14 protein-coding genes are annotated in these 16,062 nt (G+C 70.0%); 7 read left to right on the forward strand and 7 right to left on the reverse strand.

What is annotated here, in order from left to right:
• The 3 genes from SSMG_RS32435 to SSMG_RS32445 form a co-directional block, all read left to right on the forward strand.
• Positions 1-704 (forward strand): hypothetical protein (locus SSMG_RS32435; protein ID WP_199786043.1); only part of this gene is annotated, 704 nt, incomplete at its 5' end.
• A gap of 158 nt (positions 705-862) precedes the next feature.
• On the forward strand, positions 863-2,167 hold the full coding sequence (locus SSMG_RS32440; protein WP_199786044.1) for a S8 family serine peptidase: 1,305 nt from the start codon (positions 863-865) through the stop codon (positions 2,165-2,167).
• Positions 2,168-2,301: 134 nt separating this feature from the next.
• Positions 2,302-2,949 (forward strand): Pr6Pr family membrane protein, encoded by a 648-nt coding sequence (locus tag SSMG_RS32445; RefSeq protein ID WP_009083133.1) that lies wholly within the window; start codon positions 2,302-2,304, stop codon positions 2,947-2,949.
• Here the strand turns inward: SSMG_RS32445 and SSMG_RS32450 are convergent.
• Complete coding sequence (locus SSMG_RS32450; protein WP_037715586.1) at positions 2,909-4,129, reverse strand: NADH:flavin oxidoreductase/NADH oxidase family protein; 1,221 nt, start codon at positions 4,127-4,129, stop codon at positions 2,909-2,911. The two genes, SSMG_RS32445 and SSMG_RS32450, sit on opposite strands and share 41 nt — an antisense overlap.
• Positions 4,130-4,223: 94 nt before the next feature.
• On the opposite strand from SSMG_RS32450, the gene SSMG_RS32455 reads away from it, so the two are divergent.
• A complete protein-coding gene (locus tag SSMG_RS32455) occupies positions 4,224-4,847 on the forward strand; it encodes an MBL fold metallo-hydrolase (RefSeq protein ID WP_009083135.1) in 624 nt (207 codons plus the stop codon).
• A 391-nt stretch (positions 4,848-5,238) separates the two neighbouring features.
• On the opposite strand, the gene SSMG_RS32460 is transcribed toward SSMG_RS32455, so the two are convergent.
• Positions 5,239-5,706, reverse strand: coding sequence for a DUF309 domain-containing protein (locus SSMG_RS32460; protein WP_009083138.1), 468 nt, complete (start codon positions 5,704-5,706; stop codon positions 5,239-5,241).
• A gap of 67 nt (positions 5,707-5,773) precedes the next feature.
• Between SSMG_RS32460 and SSMG_RS32465 the strand changes: the two genes are divergently transcribed.
• Entirely contained in the window at positions 5,774-7,213 is a 1,440-nt protein-coding gene (locus SSMG_RS32465) for a GuaB1 family IMP dehydrogenase-related protein (protein WP_009083139.1), read from the forward strand.
• A 71-nt stretch (positions 7,214-7,284) separates the two neighbouring features.
• Here the strand turns inward: SSMG_RS32465 and SSMG_RS32470 are convergent, their stop codons facing one another.
• Complete coding sequence (locus SSMG_RS32470; RefSeq protein WP_009083141.1) at positions 7,285-8,676, reverse strand: PhoH family protein; 1,392 nt, start codon at positions 8,674-8,676, stop codon at positions 7,285-7,287.
• A gap of 630 nt (positions 8,677-9,306) precedes the next feature.
• On the opposite strand from SSMG_RS32470, the gene SSMG_RS47365 reads away from it, so the two are divergent.
• Positions 9,307-9,555: a hypothetical protein gene (locus SSMG_RS47365; RefSeq protein WP_037715588.1), complete on the forward strand. Its 249-nt coding sequence runs from the start codon at positions 9,307-9,309 to the stop codon at positions 9,553-9,555.
• Positions 9,556-9,610: 55 nt separating this feature from the next.
• Here SSMG_RS47365 and uppS read toward each other — a convergent pair whose 3' ends face one another.
• On the reverse strand, positions 9,611-10,411 hold the full coding sequence (gene uppS, locus SSMG_RS32480; protein WP_286156988.1) for a polyprenyl diphosphate synthase: 801 nt from the start codon (positions 10,409-10,411) through the stop codon (positions 9,611-9,613).
• 87 nt (positions 10,412-10,498) lie between these two features.
• On the opposite strand from uppS, the gene SSMG_RS32485 reads away from it, so the two are divergent.
• On the forward strand, positions 10,499-11,173 hold the full coding sequence (locus SSMG_RS32485) for a hemolysin III family protein (RefSeq protein ID WP_009083146.1): 675 nt from the start codon (positions 10,499-10,501) through the stop codon (positions 11,171-11,173).
• A gap of 90 nt (positions 11,174-11,263) precedes the next feature.
• Here the strand turns inward: SSMG_RS32485 and SSMG_RS32490 are convergent, their stop codons facing one another.
• From SSMG_RS32490 to SSMG_RS32500, 3 genes are all read right to left on the reverse strand, one after another.
• Positions 11,264-13,159 carry an acyl-CoA dehydrogenase gene (locus SSMG_RS32490; RefSeq protein ID WP_037715592.1) on the reverse strand — a complete coding sequence of 632 codons (1,896 nt, stop codon included), beginning with the start codon at positions 13,157-13,159 and terminating at the stop codon, positions 11,264-11,266.
• Positions 13,160-13,218: 59 nt separating this feature from the next.
• Positions 13,219-13,773, reverse strand: coding sequence for a hypothetical protein (locus SSMG_RS32495; RefSeq protein WP_037715594.1), 555 nt, complete (start codon positions 13,771-13,773; stop codon positions 13,219-13,221).
• A gap of 94 nt (positions 13,774-13,867) precedes the next feature.
• Entirely contained in the window at positions 13,868-15,859 is a 1,992-nt protein-coding gene (locus SSMG_RS32500; RefSeq protein WP_009083153.1) for a thioredoxin domain-containing protein, read from the reverse strand.
• Between the last annotated feature and the right edge of the window lie 203 nt (positions 15,860-16,062).

Below are 16,062 nucleotides of genomic sequence, written 5' to 3' on the forward strand. Positions count from 1 at the left end.
TGCTCGACGCGCCCCTGTCCGAACGCAACGAGGCGCTGCGGAAGGTCGCGGGCGAGCACGTGATTCCCGGTTCGGTCCGGCCGGAATCGCCGGCGGCGGTGCTCGACGCGGCGATGGACGCCGGGCACGAGGGCGTGATGGTAAAGGACCTCGATTCGATCTACGCGGCCGGACGGCGCGGGCGCGCGTGGCTGAAGGTGAAACCGGTGCACACCATCGATCTGGTGGTGCTGGCGGCGGAATGGGGCCACGGGCGGCGCACCGGCAAACTGTCCAACCTCCACCTCGGCGCGCGCGATCCGGACGGCGGGCCGCCGATCATGGTGGGCAAGACGTTCAAGGGGCTCACCGACGAGCTGCTGGCCTGGCAGACCGAGCGGTTCCAGGAGATCGAGACGCACCGCGACCGGTGGACCGTCCACGTGCGCCCGGAGACGGTGGTCGAGATCGAACTGGACGGGGCGCAGGTCAGCACGCGGTACCCGGGCGGGCTGGCGCTGCGGTTCGCGCGGGTGGTGCGGTACCGGCCGGACAAGGACCCGGGCGAGGCCGACACCATCGACACCGTCCGGGGGTTGCTGCGCGGCAGCCGTCCGGCGGTGGAATCCGGCCCGGCGGAAGGGACCGCGGCCGCGGGCCAGGCTGGTTCCGCGGAGCGGACCAGTCCTCGAGAGCAGGCCGGTTCCGAGGAGGCGTCCGGATGAGGTTCGCCGCGACCGTCCGCCGGATGAGTGGGCACATTACGGACATCGGGCAGTTTTTCCCCGCCGTACTCAGGAAAACGCCCGACGAAAGTCGATGTCGCACCCGTGGCCGCGTACCCGAGAGTGGGAGCACTGGCCTGCGTCGATGGGAGAAAAGCATGACGTTCCGGGTGAAATCAGCCGTCCGGGGATTCGGGCGGCCGATGACCCTGCTGGCGGGCGTGGTGCTCGCCGCCACCGTGGTGGCGGCACCGGCCAGTGCCGCGCCAGCTCCGCCGAAGCAGCCGCCGCGGCATCATTTCTCGGCTGCCGCGCAGTCGTTCGTCGGCGCGACCACTGTGCAGGAGCGGGTGGCGCGGCTCAACGCCGCGATGGCCAAGCTGCCGAAGGAAAGCGGCGCGTACAACGCCACGAAGCTGTGGAACCAGGGCATCACCGGAGCCGGGTCCACCGTGGCCACGCTGGTGTCGTTCGGCGACGACAAGGTCAAGCAGGTGCTGGACGAGTACTCGCGGCAGCACGGCCTGCCGCCGGCGAACGTCGAGGTGCTGCAGCCCTCCGGCGCGGTGCCCGCGTGCACCGATCCCGGGGTCGACACGGCCACCTGCCAGTCGTGGGGCGGGGAAACCGATCTCGACGTCACGATGATGCACGCGATGGCTCCGGGCGCGAAGATCGTCGTCGCCGCCACCCCGGTCGCCGAGACGCAGGGCTTCGCCGGTCTGCCGGAAATGATGCACGCGGTGGACTACCTGACCGAGCATCGGATCGCCGACGTGGTCTCGATGAGCTTCGGCACCACCGAGGAGAACTTCCCGTCGTTCGAGTCGATCAAGACCCTCGACCCGGCGCTGGAGCGGGCGAGCAAGGCGGGCGTCACGCTGGTCGCGTCGTCCGGTGACGACGGGCCGACCGGGGCGTACCTGCAAGGCCCCGGCAGGTATCCGTACCGCGTGGCGAGCTGGCCGGCCAGCGACCCGAACGTCACCGCCCTCGGCGGCACCCAGCTGCACCTCGACGCGAACGGCGTCCGCACCCGGCCGGACGACCTCGTCAACGCGGCGGACAACGGATTCAGCGAAGGGGCGGGCCTGTCGAAGGCGTACGCGCGGCCGTCGTGGCAGAACCGCGTCAAGAAGGTCACCGGCAGCTCGATGCGGGCGTACCCGGACATCAGCATGGAAGGCGTCCAGGGCACGTCCCAGTCGGCGCCGCTGTTCGCCGGCGTGCTGGCGTTGGCGGTGCAGGCCAACCACGGCCGGCTCGGCCAGATCAACCCGGCGCTGTACTCGAAGCTGGGTCCGCAGGGAACCGCGGCCGGGATCGTCGACGTCACCAAGGGCGACAACAGTCAGTGGGACGTCGAAGGCTTCAAGGCCGGTCCGGGCTACGACATCGCGAGCGGCTGGGGCACGATCGACGCCTCGGTCTTCGTGCCTGCCCTGGTGAAGGCGGTGCGGTGATGCGGTAGTCAACGACCGAGCACTGCCTCCGGAGGGCAGGTGTCGCTCGGCTTGCGCGAGTTCACCTGGCTCGACGCGATCGATCCTGGTCGTGTCGAGCCGGGCGGGCCGTCCCGGAGCCGTAGAGTCAGCGCATGTCGTCGAAAGCGTTGGCCCGGCTGTGGTTCGGGGTGACCGCGGCGGTCGTGCTGGCCGCGCTCGTGGTCCAGATCGTCGCGCTGGTGCCCGCGCAGGGACGGTACGCCAGCTTCGGCGGGCGGGTGGCGAACCTGTTCACCTACTTCACGATCATCTCGAACGTCCTCGTCCTCGTCACCAGCGCGGCTTTCGCCCGCGGCCGCGGCACCTCGCGGCTGATGCGCGTGCTGTGGCTGGACGCGCTGGTCGGGATCGTGGTCACCGGGGTCGTCTACCAGGTCGCGCTCGCCGGGCTGTACGAGTTGCACGGGCTCAGCCTCGCCGCGGACATCCTGCTGCACCGCGTCACCCCGGTGCTGTGCGTGCTCGGCTGGCTGCTCTTCGCGCCGCGCGTGCTGGAATGGCGCACCGTCTGGTGGTCGCTCGTCTATCCGTTGGTGTGGCTGGCTTTCACGCTCGTCCGCGGCGCGATCGACGGCTACTACCCGTATCCGTTCGTCAACGCCGACCAGCTCGGCTACGGACAGGTCGCGCTGAACTGCCTGCTCATCGGCGTCTTCTTCATCGTGCTCGCCAGCGGGGCCCGGGTCGCCGACCGGCGGCTCACGCGCGCACCCGCCGAAACGCGTTCAGCGGATCGCTGAGCCCGGCCTGGGCGAGCGCCCGCCACGCGCCGCGCTTCAGGTCCACCGGTTTGCCCGCGGCGACGCGGTGCATCTGCTGGGTGTGCCACTGGATCTCGAGCAGACTGTCGGCGAGCCGGATTCCCGTGTGCGGGCACCGCCGTTCGGCTCGGACGTCCTCGCCCGCGAGCAGCCGTCCCGGCAGCGCGGGGTCCACAGTGAACGGACGGCCGATCCCGATCACGTCCAGCGCACCGGATTCCAGCGCCTCCGCCATCCCGGCCGTCGTGGCGAACCCGCCGGTGACCATCAGCGCAACGTCGCTGATCTGGCGGGCTTTCGCCGCGTAGTCCAGGAAATACGCCTCCCGCCGCTGCGTGCTCGCCCGGCCGGAGCCCATCATCACGGCCCGCTCGTACGTGCCGCCGGAAATCTCCAGCAGGTCGATTCCCGCCTCGCCGAGCGCGCGGACCACCTGCAACGACTCGTCCTCGGCGAAGCCGCCGCGCTGGAAGTCCGCGCTGTTGAGCTTCACCGAAACCGGCACGCGGTCCCCCACCGCGCCCCGGACCGCGCGCACCACCTCGAGCAGGAACCGGCTGCGGTCGCGCCCCCACTCGTCGTCGCGCCGATTCACCAACGGCGACAGGAACTGCGAAATCAGGTATCCGTGCGCGCCGTGGATCTGGATTCCGGCGAACCCGGCGTCGACGAACGTCCGCGCCGACAACGCGAACCGCGCCACCACCGCTTCGATCTCGTCCCCGGTCAACGCCCGCGGCGCCGCGAACGCCGTCCGCACCCCTCGATCGCCGAACGGCACCGCCGACGGCGCGACCGGCTGCCGGGACAAGTACCGAGGGCTCTGCCGACCGGGGTGGTTGAGCTGAACCCACAACTGCGCGTCCGTCCCGTCCACGGACTGGGCCCACGACCGGTACGCCGCCGGGTCGGGCTCGGCGGGCACCGCGACGTTGCGCGGTTCGCCGAGCGCGGCGGGATCGACCATCACGTTGCCGGTCACCAGCAGGCCGGCCCCGCCGCGCGCCCAAGTCCGGTACAGCTGCGCGAGTTCGGCCGAAGGCGCGTTGCGACGGTCGCCAAGCTGCTCGCTGAGCGCCGACTTCGCGAGGCGATGCGGCAGCACGGCCCCGCACTGCAGCTTGAGCGGCTCGGCGAGCAGGTCCCGGGGGTCGGTCATGAGCAGTCCCGTCGTCGCGGCTAACTTACCGCGAGTAAGAATACTCGAAAGTAAGTACCGGCGGTATGCCTCGCGGGCCACTAGGGTCTGCGGCATGACGGCCATAGTGCAGAACCTGGTCACGTCGGGCGTGTTCGAACTCGACGGCGGCAGCTGGGACGTGGACAACAACGTCTGGATAGTCGGCGACGGCTCCGAGGTGATCGTGATCGACGCCGCGCACGACGCGGACGCCATCGCGGACGTCGTCGGAGACCGCACGGTCCGCGCGATTGTCTGCACCCACGCGCACAACGACCACGTCAACGCCGCCCCCGCGCTGGCCGACCGCACCGGCGCCCCGATCCTGCTGCACCCGGCCGACCGCGTGGTCTGGGACCTGACCCACCCGGACCGCGCCCCCGACGGCGACCTGGCCGACGGACAGGTCATCACCGTCGCAGGAACCGGGCTCACCGTGCTGCACACGCCCGGCCACGCCCCCGGCGCGGTCTGCCTGCACAGCCCCGACCTGGAAGTCCTCTTCACCGGAGACACCCTGTTCCACGGCGGCCCCGGCGCGACCGGCCGCTCGTACTCCGACTACCCGACCATCGTGAAATCCATCCGAGACCGCCTCTTCCCCCTCCCCGACGCGACGATCGTCCGCACCGGCCACGGCGAGGCGACGACCATCGGCAAGGAAAAGGCCGCGTCGTCCGACTGGCCCGCCGCCTGATCGGCCCCGCATCTCGCCAGGCGGGCCAACGCTTGTCGTCGGCCCGCCTGGCGAGTTCCGCGCTCGACCCCGATCCGCAAACGCTTGCGGCCAGCTGGACCAGCCGGGTCGGCACTGGCTGCCCACCCGAAAACGCGTCGCCACGCCTGCTCGCGTCGCCACAGGCCACGCCGCCCCGCGTCGACCGCGACTCGCTTACGGCTGGAGCCTGAGCCGCACCGGTCGCCCGCGAGCGACACTCGACGCCCGCCAACCGTCGTTCCAGACCGCACCGCCGGATCTGCCCCGCTCACGACCGACCAACGACCAGTTCCAGGCCGCCAAGGACTCGTCCGCCCCACCGGCGAACCGCCCCTGAGCCAAGGGCCGCCGGATGACGCGACGAAGCCGCCTACCGGGCCAGCCGAGGAACCTCCGGAACCACCCGGACCCGCTCCCGGGCCTCCGCCGCAAGCGCTTGCGCCCACCGCTGCAACCCGGCCACGTCGAGCCCGTGCGGCGGCTCGTCCCGGAACGGCGCGATGTTCTCCGCGCCCCGTTCCAGCAGCGCGACCGCCCCGTTCCCGTTCCCGCGCAACGCGTGTGTCAGCCCCACCGCCAGCTGGGCCAGACCCCGCCACAGCTCGCGTTCCGGCCCGTCCGTCGCCTTCCACGCGTCCTCGAACACCTCGTGCGCGTGGAACGGGCGGCCCGCGTCCAGCAGGTACTGAGCCTCCGCCAGAGTCTCCGCCGGGGTCCGCTGCACGCCTTCGGGCTGGCGCGGCACGCCGTCGGAGCCGTAGGGCAGCGGGCGGCCCAGACCGTCACGCGGGCGGGCGTTGCGGGCCCGTCCCCGGTCGTCGCGATCACGGCTGTCCACCTGGCCATTGTTCCACGGGCCACGCCGGGTTAGCGTCTCGCGCGCGAGCCACGTAGCCTGGTGACTCGTGCGCTTTCTGGATGGGCACGTGCCCGCTCACGACCTGACCTACGACGACGTGTTCCTGCTGCCGAACCGTTCGGACGTGGAATCCCGCTTCGGCGTCGACTTGTCCACTGTGGACGGCACAGGTGCGACGATCCCCTTGGTGGTGGCCAACATGACGGCCGTCGCCGGACGGCGGATGGCCGAGACCGTCGCTCGCCGCGGCGGGCTCGTCGTGCTTCCGCAGGACGTCGACACGGCCGCGGTGGCCGAAATCGTCTCCTGGGTGAAGTCCCGCCACGCCGTGTGGGACACGCCGCTGGTCCTCACCGGCGGCGACGCGGTGGCCGACGCCCTCAACCTCGTGCACAAACGAGCACACGGCGCGGTCGTCATCGTCGACGGCGACGGCAAGCCGGTCGGCGTCGTGGACGAGGCCGCCTGCGCCGGCGTCGACCGCTTCGCGCGGCTGGCCGACGTCGCCGAGCCCGCCGTCGTCGCCGTGCCGCTGGACACGCCGCCGCGCGAGGTCTTCGAACTCCTGCACAGCCACGGCGGACGGCTCGCCCTCGGCCTCGACGCCGACGGCCGCCTCGCCGGCGTCCTGACCGCGGTCGGCGCGCTGCGCTCGGAGATCTACACCCCGGCCGCCGACGCGAACGGCAAGCTGCGCGTGGCCGCCGCGGTCGGCGTGAACGGCGACGTCGCGGCGAAAGCCGAAGCGGTGCTCGCCGCGGGCGTCGACACGCTGGTCGTCGACACCGCGCACGGACACCAGGAAAAGATGATCGCCGCGCTCAAGGCGGTCCGTTCGGTGTCGCCGAAGGTGCCGGTCGTGGCGGGCAACGTCGTGACCGCCGAAGGCACGCGCGACCTCATCCACGCGGGCGCGGACGTCATCAAGGTCGGCGTCGGCCCCGGCGCGATGTGCACCACGCGGATGATGACCGGCGTCGGCCGCCCGCAGTTCTCCGCGGTCGCCGAATGCGCCGCGGCCGCCCGTGAGCTGGGCAAACACGTGTGGGCGGACGGCGGAGTCCGGCACCCGCGCGACGTCGCGCTGGCACTGGCCGCGGGCGCGTCGGCGGCGATGGTCGGCTCGTGGTTCGCGGGGACCCACGAATCCCCCGGCGACCTGCGGTACGACGAACAGGGCCGCCCGTACAAGGAGTCGTTCGGGATGGCGTCGAAGCGCGCCGTCGGAGCCCGCACGCGTACGGACAACGTCTTCGACCGCGCACGCAAGGCGCTGTTCGAGGAGGGCATCTCCACGTCGCGCATGGCGCTGGACCCGGCCCGGCCGGGCGTCGAGGACCTGATCGACTCGATCTGCTCGGGCGTCCGCTCGTCCTGCACCTACGCGGGCGCGCGCACGCTGGATGAGTTCCACGAGCGCGCTGTGTTGGGTGTGCAGTCCGCGGCCGGATTCGCGGAGGGACGTCCGCTGCCTTCCGGCTGGTAACCCCGCGGCAAGTCCGTGAAGGACTCCTTGAGGGAATCTGATTCCCTCAAGGAGTCCTTCACGGAGCTAGCTCAGCCGTGGTCCTCCAGCATCTCGGTCACCAGCGCCGCGATCGGCGAGCGCTCCGACCGGGTCAGGGTCACGTGCGCGAACAGCGGGTGGCCCTTCAGCTTCTCGATCACCGCGGAAACGCCGTCGTGCCTGCCGACCCGCAGGTTGTCCCGCTGGGCCACGTCGTGCGTGAGCACCACTCGCGACGCCGAGCCGAGCCGCGACAGCACGGTCAGCAGCACGTTGCGCTCCAGCGACTGCGCCTCGTCCACGATCACGAACGTGTCGTGCAGCGAGCGGCCCCGGATGTGCGTCAGCGGCAGCACCTCGAGCATGCCGCGGTCGAACACCTCGTCCAGCACGTCCTGGCTGACCAGCGCGCCGAGCGTGTCGAACACCGCCTGCGCCCAGGGCTGCATTTTCTCGCTCTCGGACCCGGGCAGATAGCCGAGGTCCTGGCCGCCGACCGCGTAGACCGGGCGGAACACCACGACCTTGCGGTGCTGCTGGCGTTCCATCACCGCCTCCAGGCCCGCGCACAGCGCCAGCGCCGACTTGCCGGTGCCCGCGCGCCCGCCGAGCGACACGATGCCGACGTCCGAGTCCAGCAGCAGGTCGAGCGCCACGCGCTGCTCGGCCGAGCGGCCGTGCAGGCCGAACGCCTCGCGGTCGCCGCGCACCAGCCGCACCCGCTTGTCCGCCGTGACCCGGCCGAGCGCGCTGGAACTGCCCGCGAGCAGCCGCAGCCCGGTGTGGCACGGCAGTTCGCCCACCTCTCCGAGCCCGAACTCCGCCGGATCCGCCGAACCGCCCGAGAAGAGCGCGTCGATCAGCTCCTGGGGCGCGTCCACGTCCGCCATGCCCGTCCAGCCCGACGGCGTGACCTCCTGCGCCCGGTACTCGTCCGCGGTGAGCCCGACCGCACCCGCTTTGACCCGCAGCGGGATGTCCTTCGTCACCAGGGTGACCGCCGGCCGCTCCGTCGCGAGGTTGAGCGCGCACGCGAGGATGCGGTGGTCGTTCGAGTCGGTGCGGAAGCCCACCGGGAGGACGGACGGATCGGTGTGGTTCAGCTCCACCTGCAGGGTGCCGCCCTGGTCGCCGATCGGGATCGGGGCGTCGAGCCTGCCGTGCTGGAGCCGGAGGTCGTCCAGCAGCCGGAGGGATTCGCGGGCGAACCAGCCCAGCTCGGAGTGGTGGCGCTTGGCCTCCAGTTCGCTGATGACGACCAGCGGGAGCACCACCGCGTGTTCGGCGAACCGGGTGACCGCCCACGGGTCGGAGAGCAGCACCGACGTGTCGAGCACATAAGTGATGCGTGGGGATTCGGGCGAGATCGAGGCTTTCTCCGGGGCCGAAGCACCGGTCGAAGAACGGCCAGAGGCCTTGCGGGGTGAACGCTGCGCAGTCACGACGGCATCTCCCTCGAGGGCGTGTGCACCCCACGCCCGCACTCGCTGGGCCGGGCACCTCCCTGGCTGGGTCCGCACTCCCTGACGCTGGCTGCGTCAGGCGGCACGGCCACGAGGGCCGGGTGCCGGCCCCCTCGTGCATCTCGTGGGCGGCTGAGCCGCCCCCTCGATCAACGCCACGACCAGGGCCTCCCGCGAGAACCCGCACGGAACGCGAGCTCTCTATTCCGGAAGGTACCTACGTCCGCCCCGTCGTGCAGGCAGCCACACAGGTGATTCGCCGATTCGTCATCCCACCGTCGGTCGCCCGCAACAGAGTGTCCACAGTGCTCACTCAGCGTCACTGGGTCCGGCGATCGGGGGGTCGCACAGATGGATGATCATGGAAAATTAATCACCGAGTGCAGGCAATTCCCAGGTAAAGGGCCTTGTACCACGGAGCAGACCGGAATGCATTTCGCGTCCTGGACACTGAACCGGACCGAGTGAACTGGGCCTTCCAGCGCTCACACAATGGGCGTACGCGCCATTCGCCAGAGGCCATTCGGGGGTAATTTCCTTACTGCGGGACACACCACCGGAACACTCCGGTGCCCCGAATCCCAGTATCTCTACCTAGGAGTGTGCGAAGTGCTGAAGAAGGCTGGAATTGTCGCCGGTGCGGCCGCGGGCCTGATGATGATCGGCGGGACGGCGTTCGCCTCCCCGGCCACGACCCAGGGCGCTCCGGACCCGACGTTCGGCGACGCCTACGCCACCTTCATCGAGGGCGGCGGCGCGGCGGGCTACGGTCTCGCTTCGCTGGCCGCCGGTGCCTACACCGGCATCGCGCTGACCCCGGCGCTGGTGGCCCACTCGATGGAGCACCACCACGGCTGAGCCGTCTTGCGCGAAGGCCCCGGAGCACGGCTCCGGGGCCTTCGCGCAAGACGGCTCAGCCGTGGTGGTGCTCCATCGAGTGGGCCACCAGCGCCGGGGTCAGCGCGATGCCGGTGTAGGCACCGGCGGCCAGCGAAGCGAGACCGTAGCCCGCCGCGCCGCCGCCCTCGATGAAGGTGGCGTAGGCGTCGCCGAACGTCAGAAGAAATCCGGAAAGCCGCTGTTCACCGGACGTTCGGATAATCAGATCCGGATCCGGCTGACCGGATGTGTACAGATGTTCCGAGATGTGGTCGACGTCGAGGATTTTCGCGAGTTCGCGAATCGAGGTGCCCTCGTCGGCGTGCTGCAGGAGAAGTTTGCGGACGGCGTCGGCGATCTCCTGCCGGCCGCCGTAGCCGACCGCGATGTTCACCTCCATGCCCGAGTGGTTCTCGGTCCGAGCCGCGGCGGCGGTGAGCTTCTGCGCCACCTCGAGCGGCAGCAGGTCGAGCGCGCCGACGATGCGCAGCCGCCACGGAGCCTCGGCCCCGGCTAGCTCGTCAGTGACGTCGGTGATGATTTTCAGCAGCGGGGTGAGCTCGTCCGGATCGCGGTTGAGGTTGTCGGTGGAGAGCAGCCACATCGTCACGACCTCGACGTCGGCCTCCTGGCACCAGCTCAGGAAGTCGGCGATCTTCTTGGCCCCGGCGCGGTGCCCGTCGGCCACGTCGGTAAACCCGGCCTCGCGCGCCCAGCGGCGATTGCCGTCGAGCATGATCGCGATATGCCGCGGATGCCGGCCCGCCGATTGCTGGATCAGGCGGCGGCTGTAGATGCTGTAGACGACGTCGGACATGAAGGACCGGAGGCTCACGTCGCCCGAGCGTACGCACCCCTGGATCAGAGGTGTGACGCGCCACGGGGGCTGGCAAAAAACCTACGGTTCCGTAACCTTGGGACGGTGAGCGTGAAGACCGAGCCCCCCACCGTCCCCGAGGACACCCGCCCCCGGTTGCGCGGGCACATCCACTTCTGGTCGTTCTTCGGCGCGGTAGCCGCGGCCGCCACGCTGATCAGCCTCGCCGCGGCGACGGTCTCCCCGGTCGCCGCGCTGGCGACGTCCGTGTACGGCCTCACCGTGCTGGGCGTGTTCGGCGTGAGCGCGCTGTATCACCGCAGGCTGTGGAGCCCGCGCGCGTACAAGTGGATGAAGCGCGCCGACCACTCGATGATCTTCCTGTTCATCGCCGGGACCTACACGCCGTTCACCCTGCTGGCCATGTCGAAGCCGACGGGATACATCGTCCTGGGCATCGTCTGGGGCGGCGCGATCCTCGGGGTGGCGATGAAGATGCTGTGGCCGCACGCCCCGCGCTGGCTGGGAGTGCCGATCTACATCGCGCTCGGGTGGGTCGCGGTGTTCGTCCTGCCGGAACTGCTGAGCCACGCCGGGGTCGCGGCTTTGGTGTTGCTTTGCGTGGGTGGGCTGTTTTATACCGTTGGGGCGGTTTTTTACGCCGTGAAGTGGCCTAATCATTGGCCGGAGACGTTCGGGTACCACGAGTTCTTCCACGCTTGCACGGTGCTGGCAGCGGTGTCGCATTACATCGCGATCTGGTTGGCGATGTACTCCTAGCTGCGGGTTTGCGGTTATCGATCTTCCTCAGGCCGTCTCCAGGCTGTCACGCAGCCTAGGGACGGCCTGAGTCGTTTCCGCCAGACCGGTTCAGCCGTTCAGCATCGGGGCCGCCAAGAACTGCTCCGGGACCGCGAACCCGTCCACCAGCGTCCGCGCGTGCGGCCTCAACGCCCCGCACAGCGCGTTGACCGCAGCGGTCACCGCCTTGGAGCGGCTCGCCGAGATGCGGCCGTGTTCGAGGAACCACGCGCGGTCTGCTTCGATCGTCGACAGGGCGTACAGGTCGCAGAGCCGCGAAAGCAGCGCAGCCGCGTCCGTATCGGGGCAGGCGGCGACAGCGCGTGCGAAGGCGTCGAGGATCAACCTGTCCACGTGTACACGGCCAGCGAGCAGCACGTGGTCTTGTACGGAGTTGAAGACGCCGAAGGGGTCCGAAGCAGCGCCGCGGAGACGGTTGGCTACACCGCTCAGTACATGCTCTTCGCGATCCTCGAAGAGACGCTGTTGCCACTCGCGGTCGAAGAGCACTGAAGCGTCGTCGGACTCTGTGAGCCGCTCAAGGAACTTCCGCGCGGCAGAGCGTTCCATGACGGTGTCCACCAGCTGCTCGGCGACAAATCGCGCGGTCGCCAGGGGGCTGAGGTCCTCGAAGTGTTCCTTGTACTGCGTCAGCAAGCCCTTCGCGACCAGCTGCAACAACACAGTGTTGTCGCCTTCGAAGGTAGTGAAGACGTCGGTGTCGGCCTTCAAACCGGCCAGCAGGTTCTCCGCCAGGTATCCGCTGCCGCCGCAGGCTTCGCGGGCCGTTTGGATCGCCGCGGTGGCGTGCCAGGTGTTCAGGGCCTTCAAACCGGCCGCGCGGGATTCGAGTTCGCGTTGTTCTTCTTCCGGCGCGTCCGGGGCGATGTCGTGCAGGGCGGCGACCAGCTCCTCCTGAGCGAAGTGCAGGGCGTAGGTCTTCGCCAAGGCGGGCAACAGCTTCCGCTGGTGTCCCAGGTAATCGAGGATGACGACCTCGTCCCCCTCTGGACGCTGGAACTGCCGCCGCTGGTCGCCGTAGCGGATGGCCAGCGTCAGGGCTCGCTGGGTGGCGCATCCGGCGCTGCCGCCGACACTCACGCGGCCTCGGATGAGCGTGCCCAGCATCGTGAAGAACCGGCGGCCGTCGCTTTCGATCGGGCTCGAGTAAGTCCCGTCCTCGGCTACGTCGCCGAAGCGGTTCAGCAGCGCTTCCCTTGGCACGCGGACCTGATCGAAGGTCAAACGTCCATTGTCGACGCCGTTCAGACCGGCTTTGATCCCGCAGTCCGCGATCGTGACGCCGGGGGCCGGAGCACCCGAATCGTCGCGGATCGGGACCAGGAAAGCATGCACGCCACGGGATTCGCCGCCGGTGATCAGCTGCGCGAAGACCACCGCGAGCTGTCCGTCGCGGGCCGCGTTGCCGATGTATTCCTTGGTGGCGCCGGGATCCGGGCTGTGCACGACGAACTCGCGCGCGGCCGGATCGTACGTCGCCGTGGTGCGCAGGTGCTGGACGTCGGAGCCGTGGCCGTGCTCGGTCATCGCGAAGCAGCCCAGCAGGTCCAGATTCATGATGCGGCGCAAGTACTTCTCGTGGTGCGTCGCGGTGCCGAGCAGCTGCACCGCGCCGCCGAACAGGCCCCACTGCACGCCGGCCTTGACCATCAGCGACAGGTCGCCGTAGCCGAGCATTTCGAACGACATCACTGACCCGCCGACGTCGCTCAGCCCGCCGTACGCGGCGTCGAAGCCGAGCGCCGGACGGTCGGTTTCGGCGAGTTTCCGCAGCTGGTCCAAGACCTGGACGCGGTGCGCCTCGACGTCCAGACCGATCGTTTCCCGGAACTTCTCCGCGCTCATCTGCGCGCGCACGTCGCGCTTCAACTCGGCCCAGCGTCCATCGAGGACCTCGGTCAGCGCGTCCGGGTCGACTTTTTCGGGCACAGCGGGGACGTCCACAGGTTCCTCCGATACAGCAGGCTGCCTCCAGCCTGCCGCAGCGGAGGAAGTCCCGCAGCTCAGCCCAAATCGGGCCCCTTCGACCGCAGGTCGTCGACCTTGGTCATCGCCTCGCGCAGTTCGGTCAGCCACGCGTCCGCGTGCTCGCCGACCAGCCGCACCGCCCAGGCCAGCGCCTCGGACCGCGACCGCGCGACGCCGGCGTCCACGAGCGTGTCGAGTACCAGCCGTTCGGGCTGCCGCAGCCGGGTCATCACCGGCACCGACAGCGTCGTGAAGTGCGCCGTCGTGCCGCCCAGCTTCGCGCCCCACGCCACTTTGCGCTGGTAGCGGTGCTCGGCCTGCCGCGCGATCTCGATCCGCTCGTCGCGGGTTTCCTCGCGGAACCGGCTGATCCGCCCGTCCTCCGCGGCCGCGCGGGCCGCGTCGTCGGCGTATTCGCCGGTCAGCGCGGGCAGCTCGCCGACGACCAGGATCTCTTCGCGGTCCACGGTGATTTCCGGCTCGCCGGTGAACCAGCCGTCCGGGAGCCGTCCGCCGAACCACGCCGCCGCGTCGTCCGCCGACGGCGCCTCGGCCTGCTGCCAGCCCCGGCCTTTCCAACCTCGCCCCATGACGTCCACCATCCTTGATTACATGATTACGTCACTACTGAAGCTACGCTGATTCCACTGCAGCGGGTAGCGCGTTCACCAGGGGCGGAATTCGTCAGAGCTGGGCGATGAGCTGGTCCGCCGCGGTCACCGGGCGTTCGCAGACGTAGCCGCGGCAGACGTACGCCGCCGCCTCGCCGCCGACCAGCGGCCGGTCGGCCAGCAGCGGGACGCCGGGCGCGTCCGGTTCGCCGCCGAGCACGATGCCGCCGCCGTGGATGTGCTGCGCGGCGGCAGTGACCAGCTGCGCGCGTTCCCCGCCGACCACCGCGACCTGCACCGGTCCGGACTGCGCCGCCTCCGCCACGGACAGCCAGTGGCCAGCGAACCGCGGCACGCGCGCGGCGAGCAGGCCGACGCGACGCAACGCCAGTTCAGCAGCATCGCGGTAACGCGCCGCTTGGTCAGACCCGGCCAGTGCGGAGGCGGTGAGCAGCGCGCCAGCCAGTGCCGAAGCGCCGGACGGGCTCGCGTTGTCCGTCGGATCGGACGGACGCTGCACCAAGACTTCGGCGTCGTCGGCGGTGTCGTGATACGCGCCGGGAGCGGAATCCGAGGCGAAGTGCGTCAAGGCGACGTCCAGCAGCCGGGTCGCTTCGGTGAGCCAGCGCGGTTCGCCGGTGGCCTGGTGGAGGGCGAGAAGACCGTCCGCGAGGCACGCGTAGTCCTCCAGCACGCCGACCGGAGCCCCGACCGCACCGTCGCGCGAACTGCGCCGCAGGCGTCCGTCCACGAGGTGCAGGTCCAACAGCAGGGACGCCGCGTTGCGAGCGAGTTCGATCCACTGTGGACGCTCCAGCGCGACGCCCGCTTCGGCCAGCGCGGAAATCGCGAGACCGTTCCAGGCCGCGACTACCTTGTCGTCTCGCCCCGGTTGTGGCCGCGCCGCCCGCGCTTCGAGCAATGCCTGGCGGACGCGCTCGAATCGGGCGAAATCGTCCGGATCTGCCCGCAGCTGGAGGGTCGACGCGCCTTCCTCGAAGGTGCCCTCTTCCGTGACGCTGAACAGCTCCGCTGCCCACGGACCGTCCTCGCCGAGCACCTCGTTGAGCTGCGCGGGAGTCCACACGTACGTCAGCCCCTCGACACCTTCGGTGTCCGCGTCGAGCGACGCGGCGAAACCTCCTTGCGGCGTAAGAAGATCGTGCTCGAGGAACCGGACGATCCCCTCCGCCACCCGCCGCGCCGACGCCGACCCACGGCGGGCGAGATGCGCGTACACTCGGAGCAGCAACGCGTTGTCATACAACATTTTCTCGAAGTGGGGCACGATCCACTCCGCGTCCACGGAGTAGCGCGCGAACCCGCCGCCCAGTTGGTCGTGAATGCCGCCGCGAGCCATCGCCTCCGCCGCGGACTCGGCGAGCGCATACGCCTGGGCCGAGCCCGTGCGTTCGTGGTGCCGCAGCAGGAACTCGAGCACCATGGACGGCGGAAACTTCGGCGCACCACCGAAACCGCCGTGCACGGGGTCTGCCTCCTGCGCGAGTTTCGTCACCGCTTCCGCCAAAGCGTCCGCGTCGACGGCGGCCTCCTTCAACGGACCGCTCTGCTCGGCAAGATGCCCGACGATCTGTTTCGCGCCCTCGCGCAGGTCGTCCGGCCGTTCCTCCCAGGCTTCCGCGACGGCCAGCAGCAGCTGCGTAAACGACGGAATCCCTGGACGCGGCGCGGGCGGATAGTAAGTGCCGCAATGGAACGGCTCGCCCTCCGGCGTGAGGAAGCAGGTCATCGGCCAGCCGCCCTGGCCGGTCATGGCCTGCGTGGCGGCCATGTAGACGGCGTCGATGTCCGGCCGCTCCTCGCGGTCGACCTTGATGTTGACGAAATGCGCGTTCATCAGCGCCGCGGTGCCCTCGTGCTCGAAGGACTCGTGCGCCATGACGTGACACCAATGGCAGGCGGCGTACCCGACGGACAAGAGAATCGGCACCCCGCGCCGGCGCGCCTCGGCCAGCGCTTCCGGACCCCATTCCCACCAATCCACCGGGTTCTCGGCGTGCTGCAGGAGGTACGGGGACGTCGCTTCGGCGAGGCGGTTCGACATGGTGCCGAGTGTGCCGCATTCCGGTAGTCGGCACATGGAGCGGGACAATCGGCCAGAACGGCCACCGCACCCCGCCGAGGTCGGGCAGAACTCGCGCCGATCCGCTGAGCGGACGCTGAGAAATCCGACCACTGGCCTTGGTCGCCCGAAGAGAAGCTCGCTAGAGTCCGCCTCCATGAGGCGATCCGCTCGCGTTGGCTCCC

The organism is Streptomyces sp. AA4, assembly GCF_000158875.1.
GTDB lineage: Bacteria > Actinomycetota > Actinomycetes > Mycobacteriales > Pseudonocardiaceae > Amycolatopsis.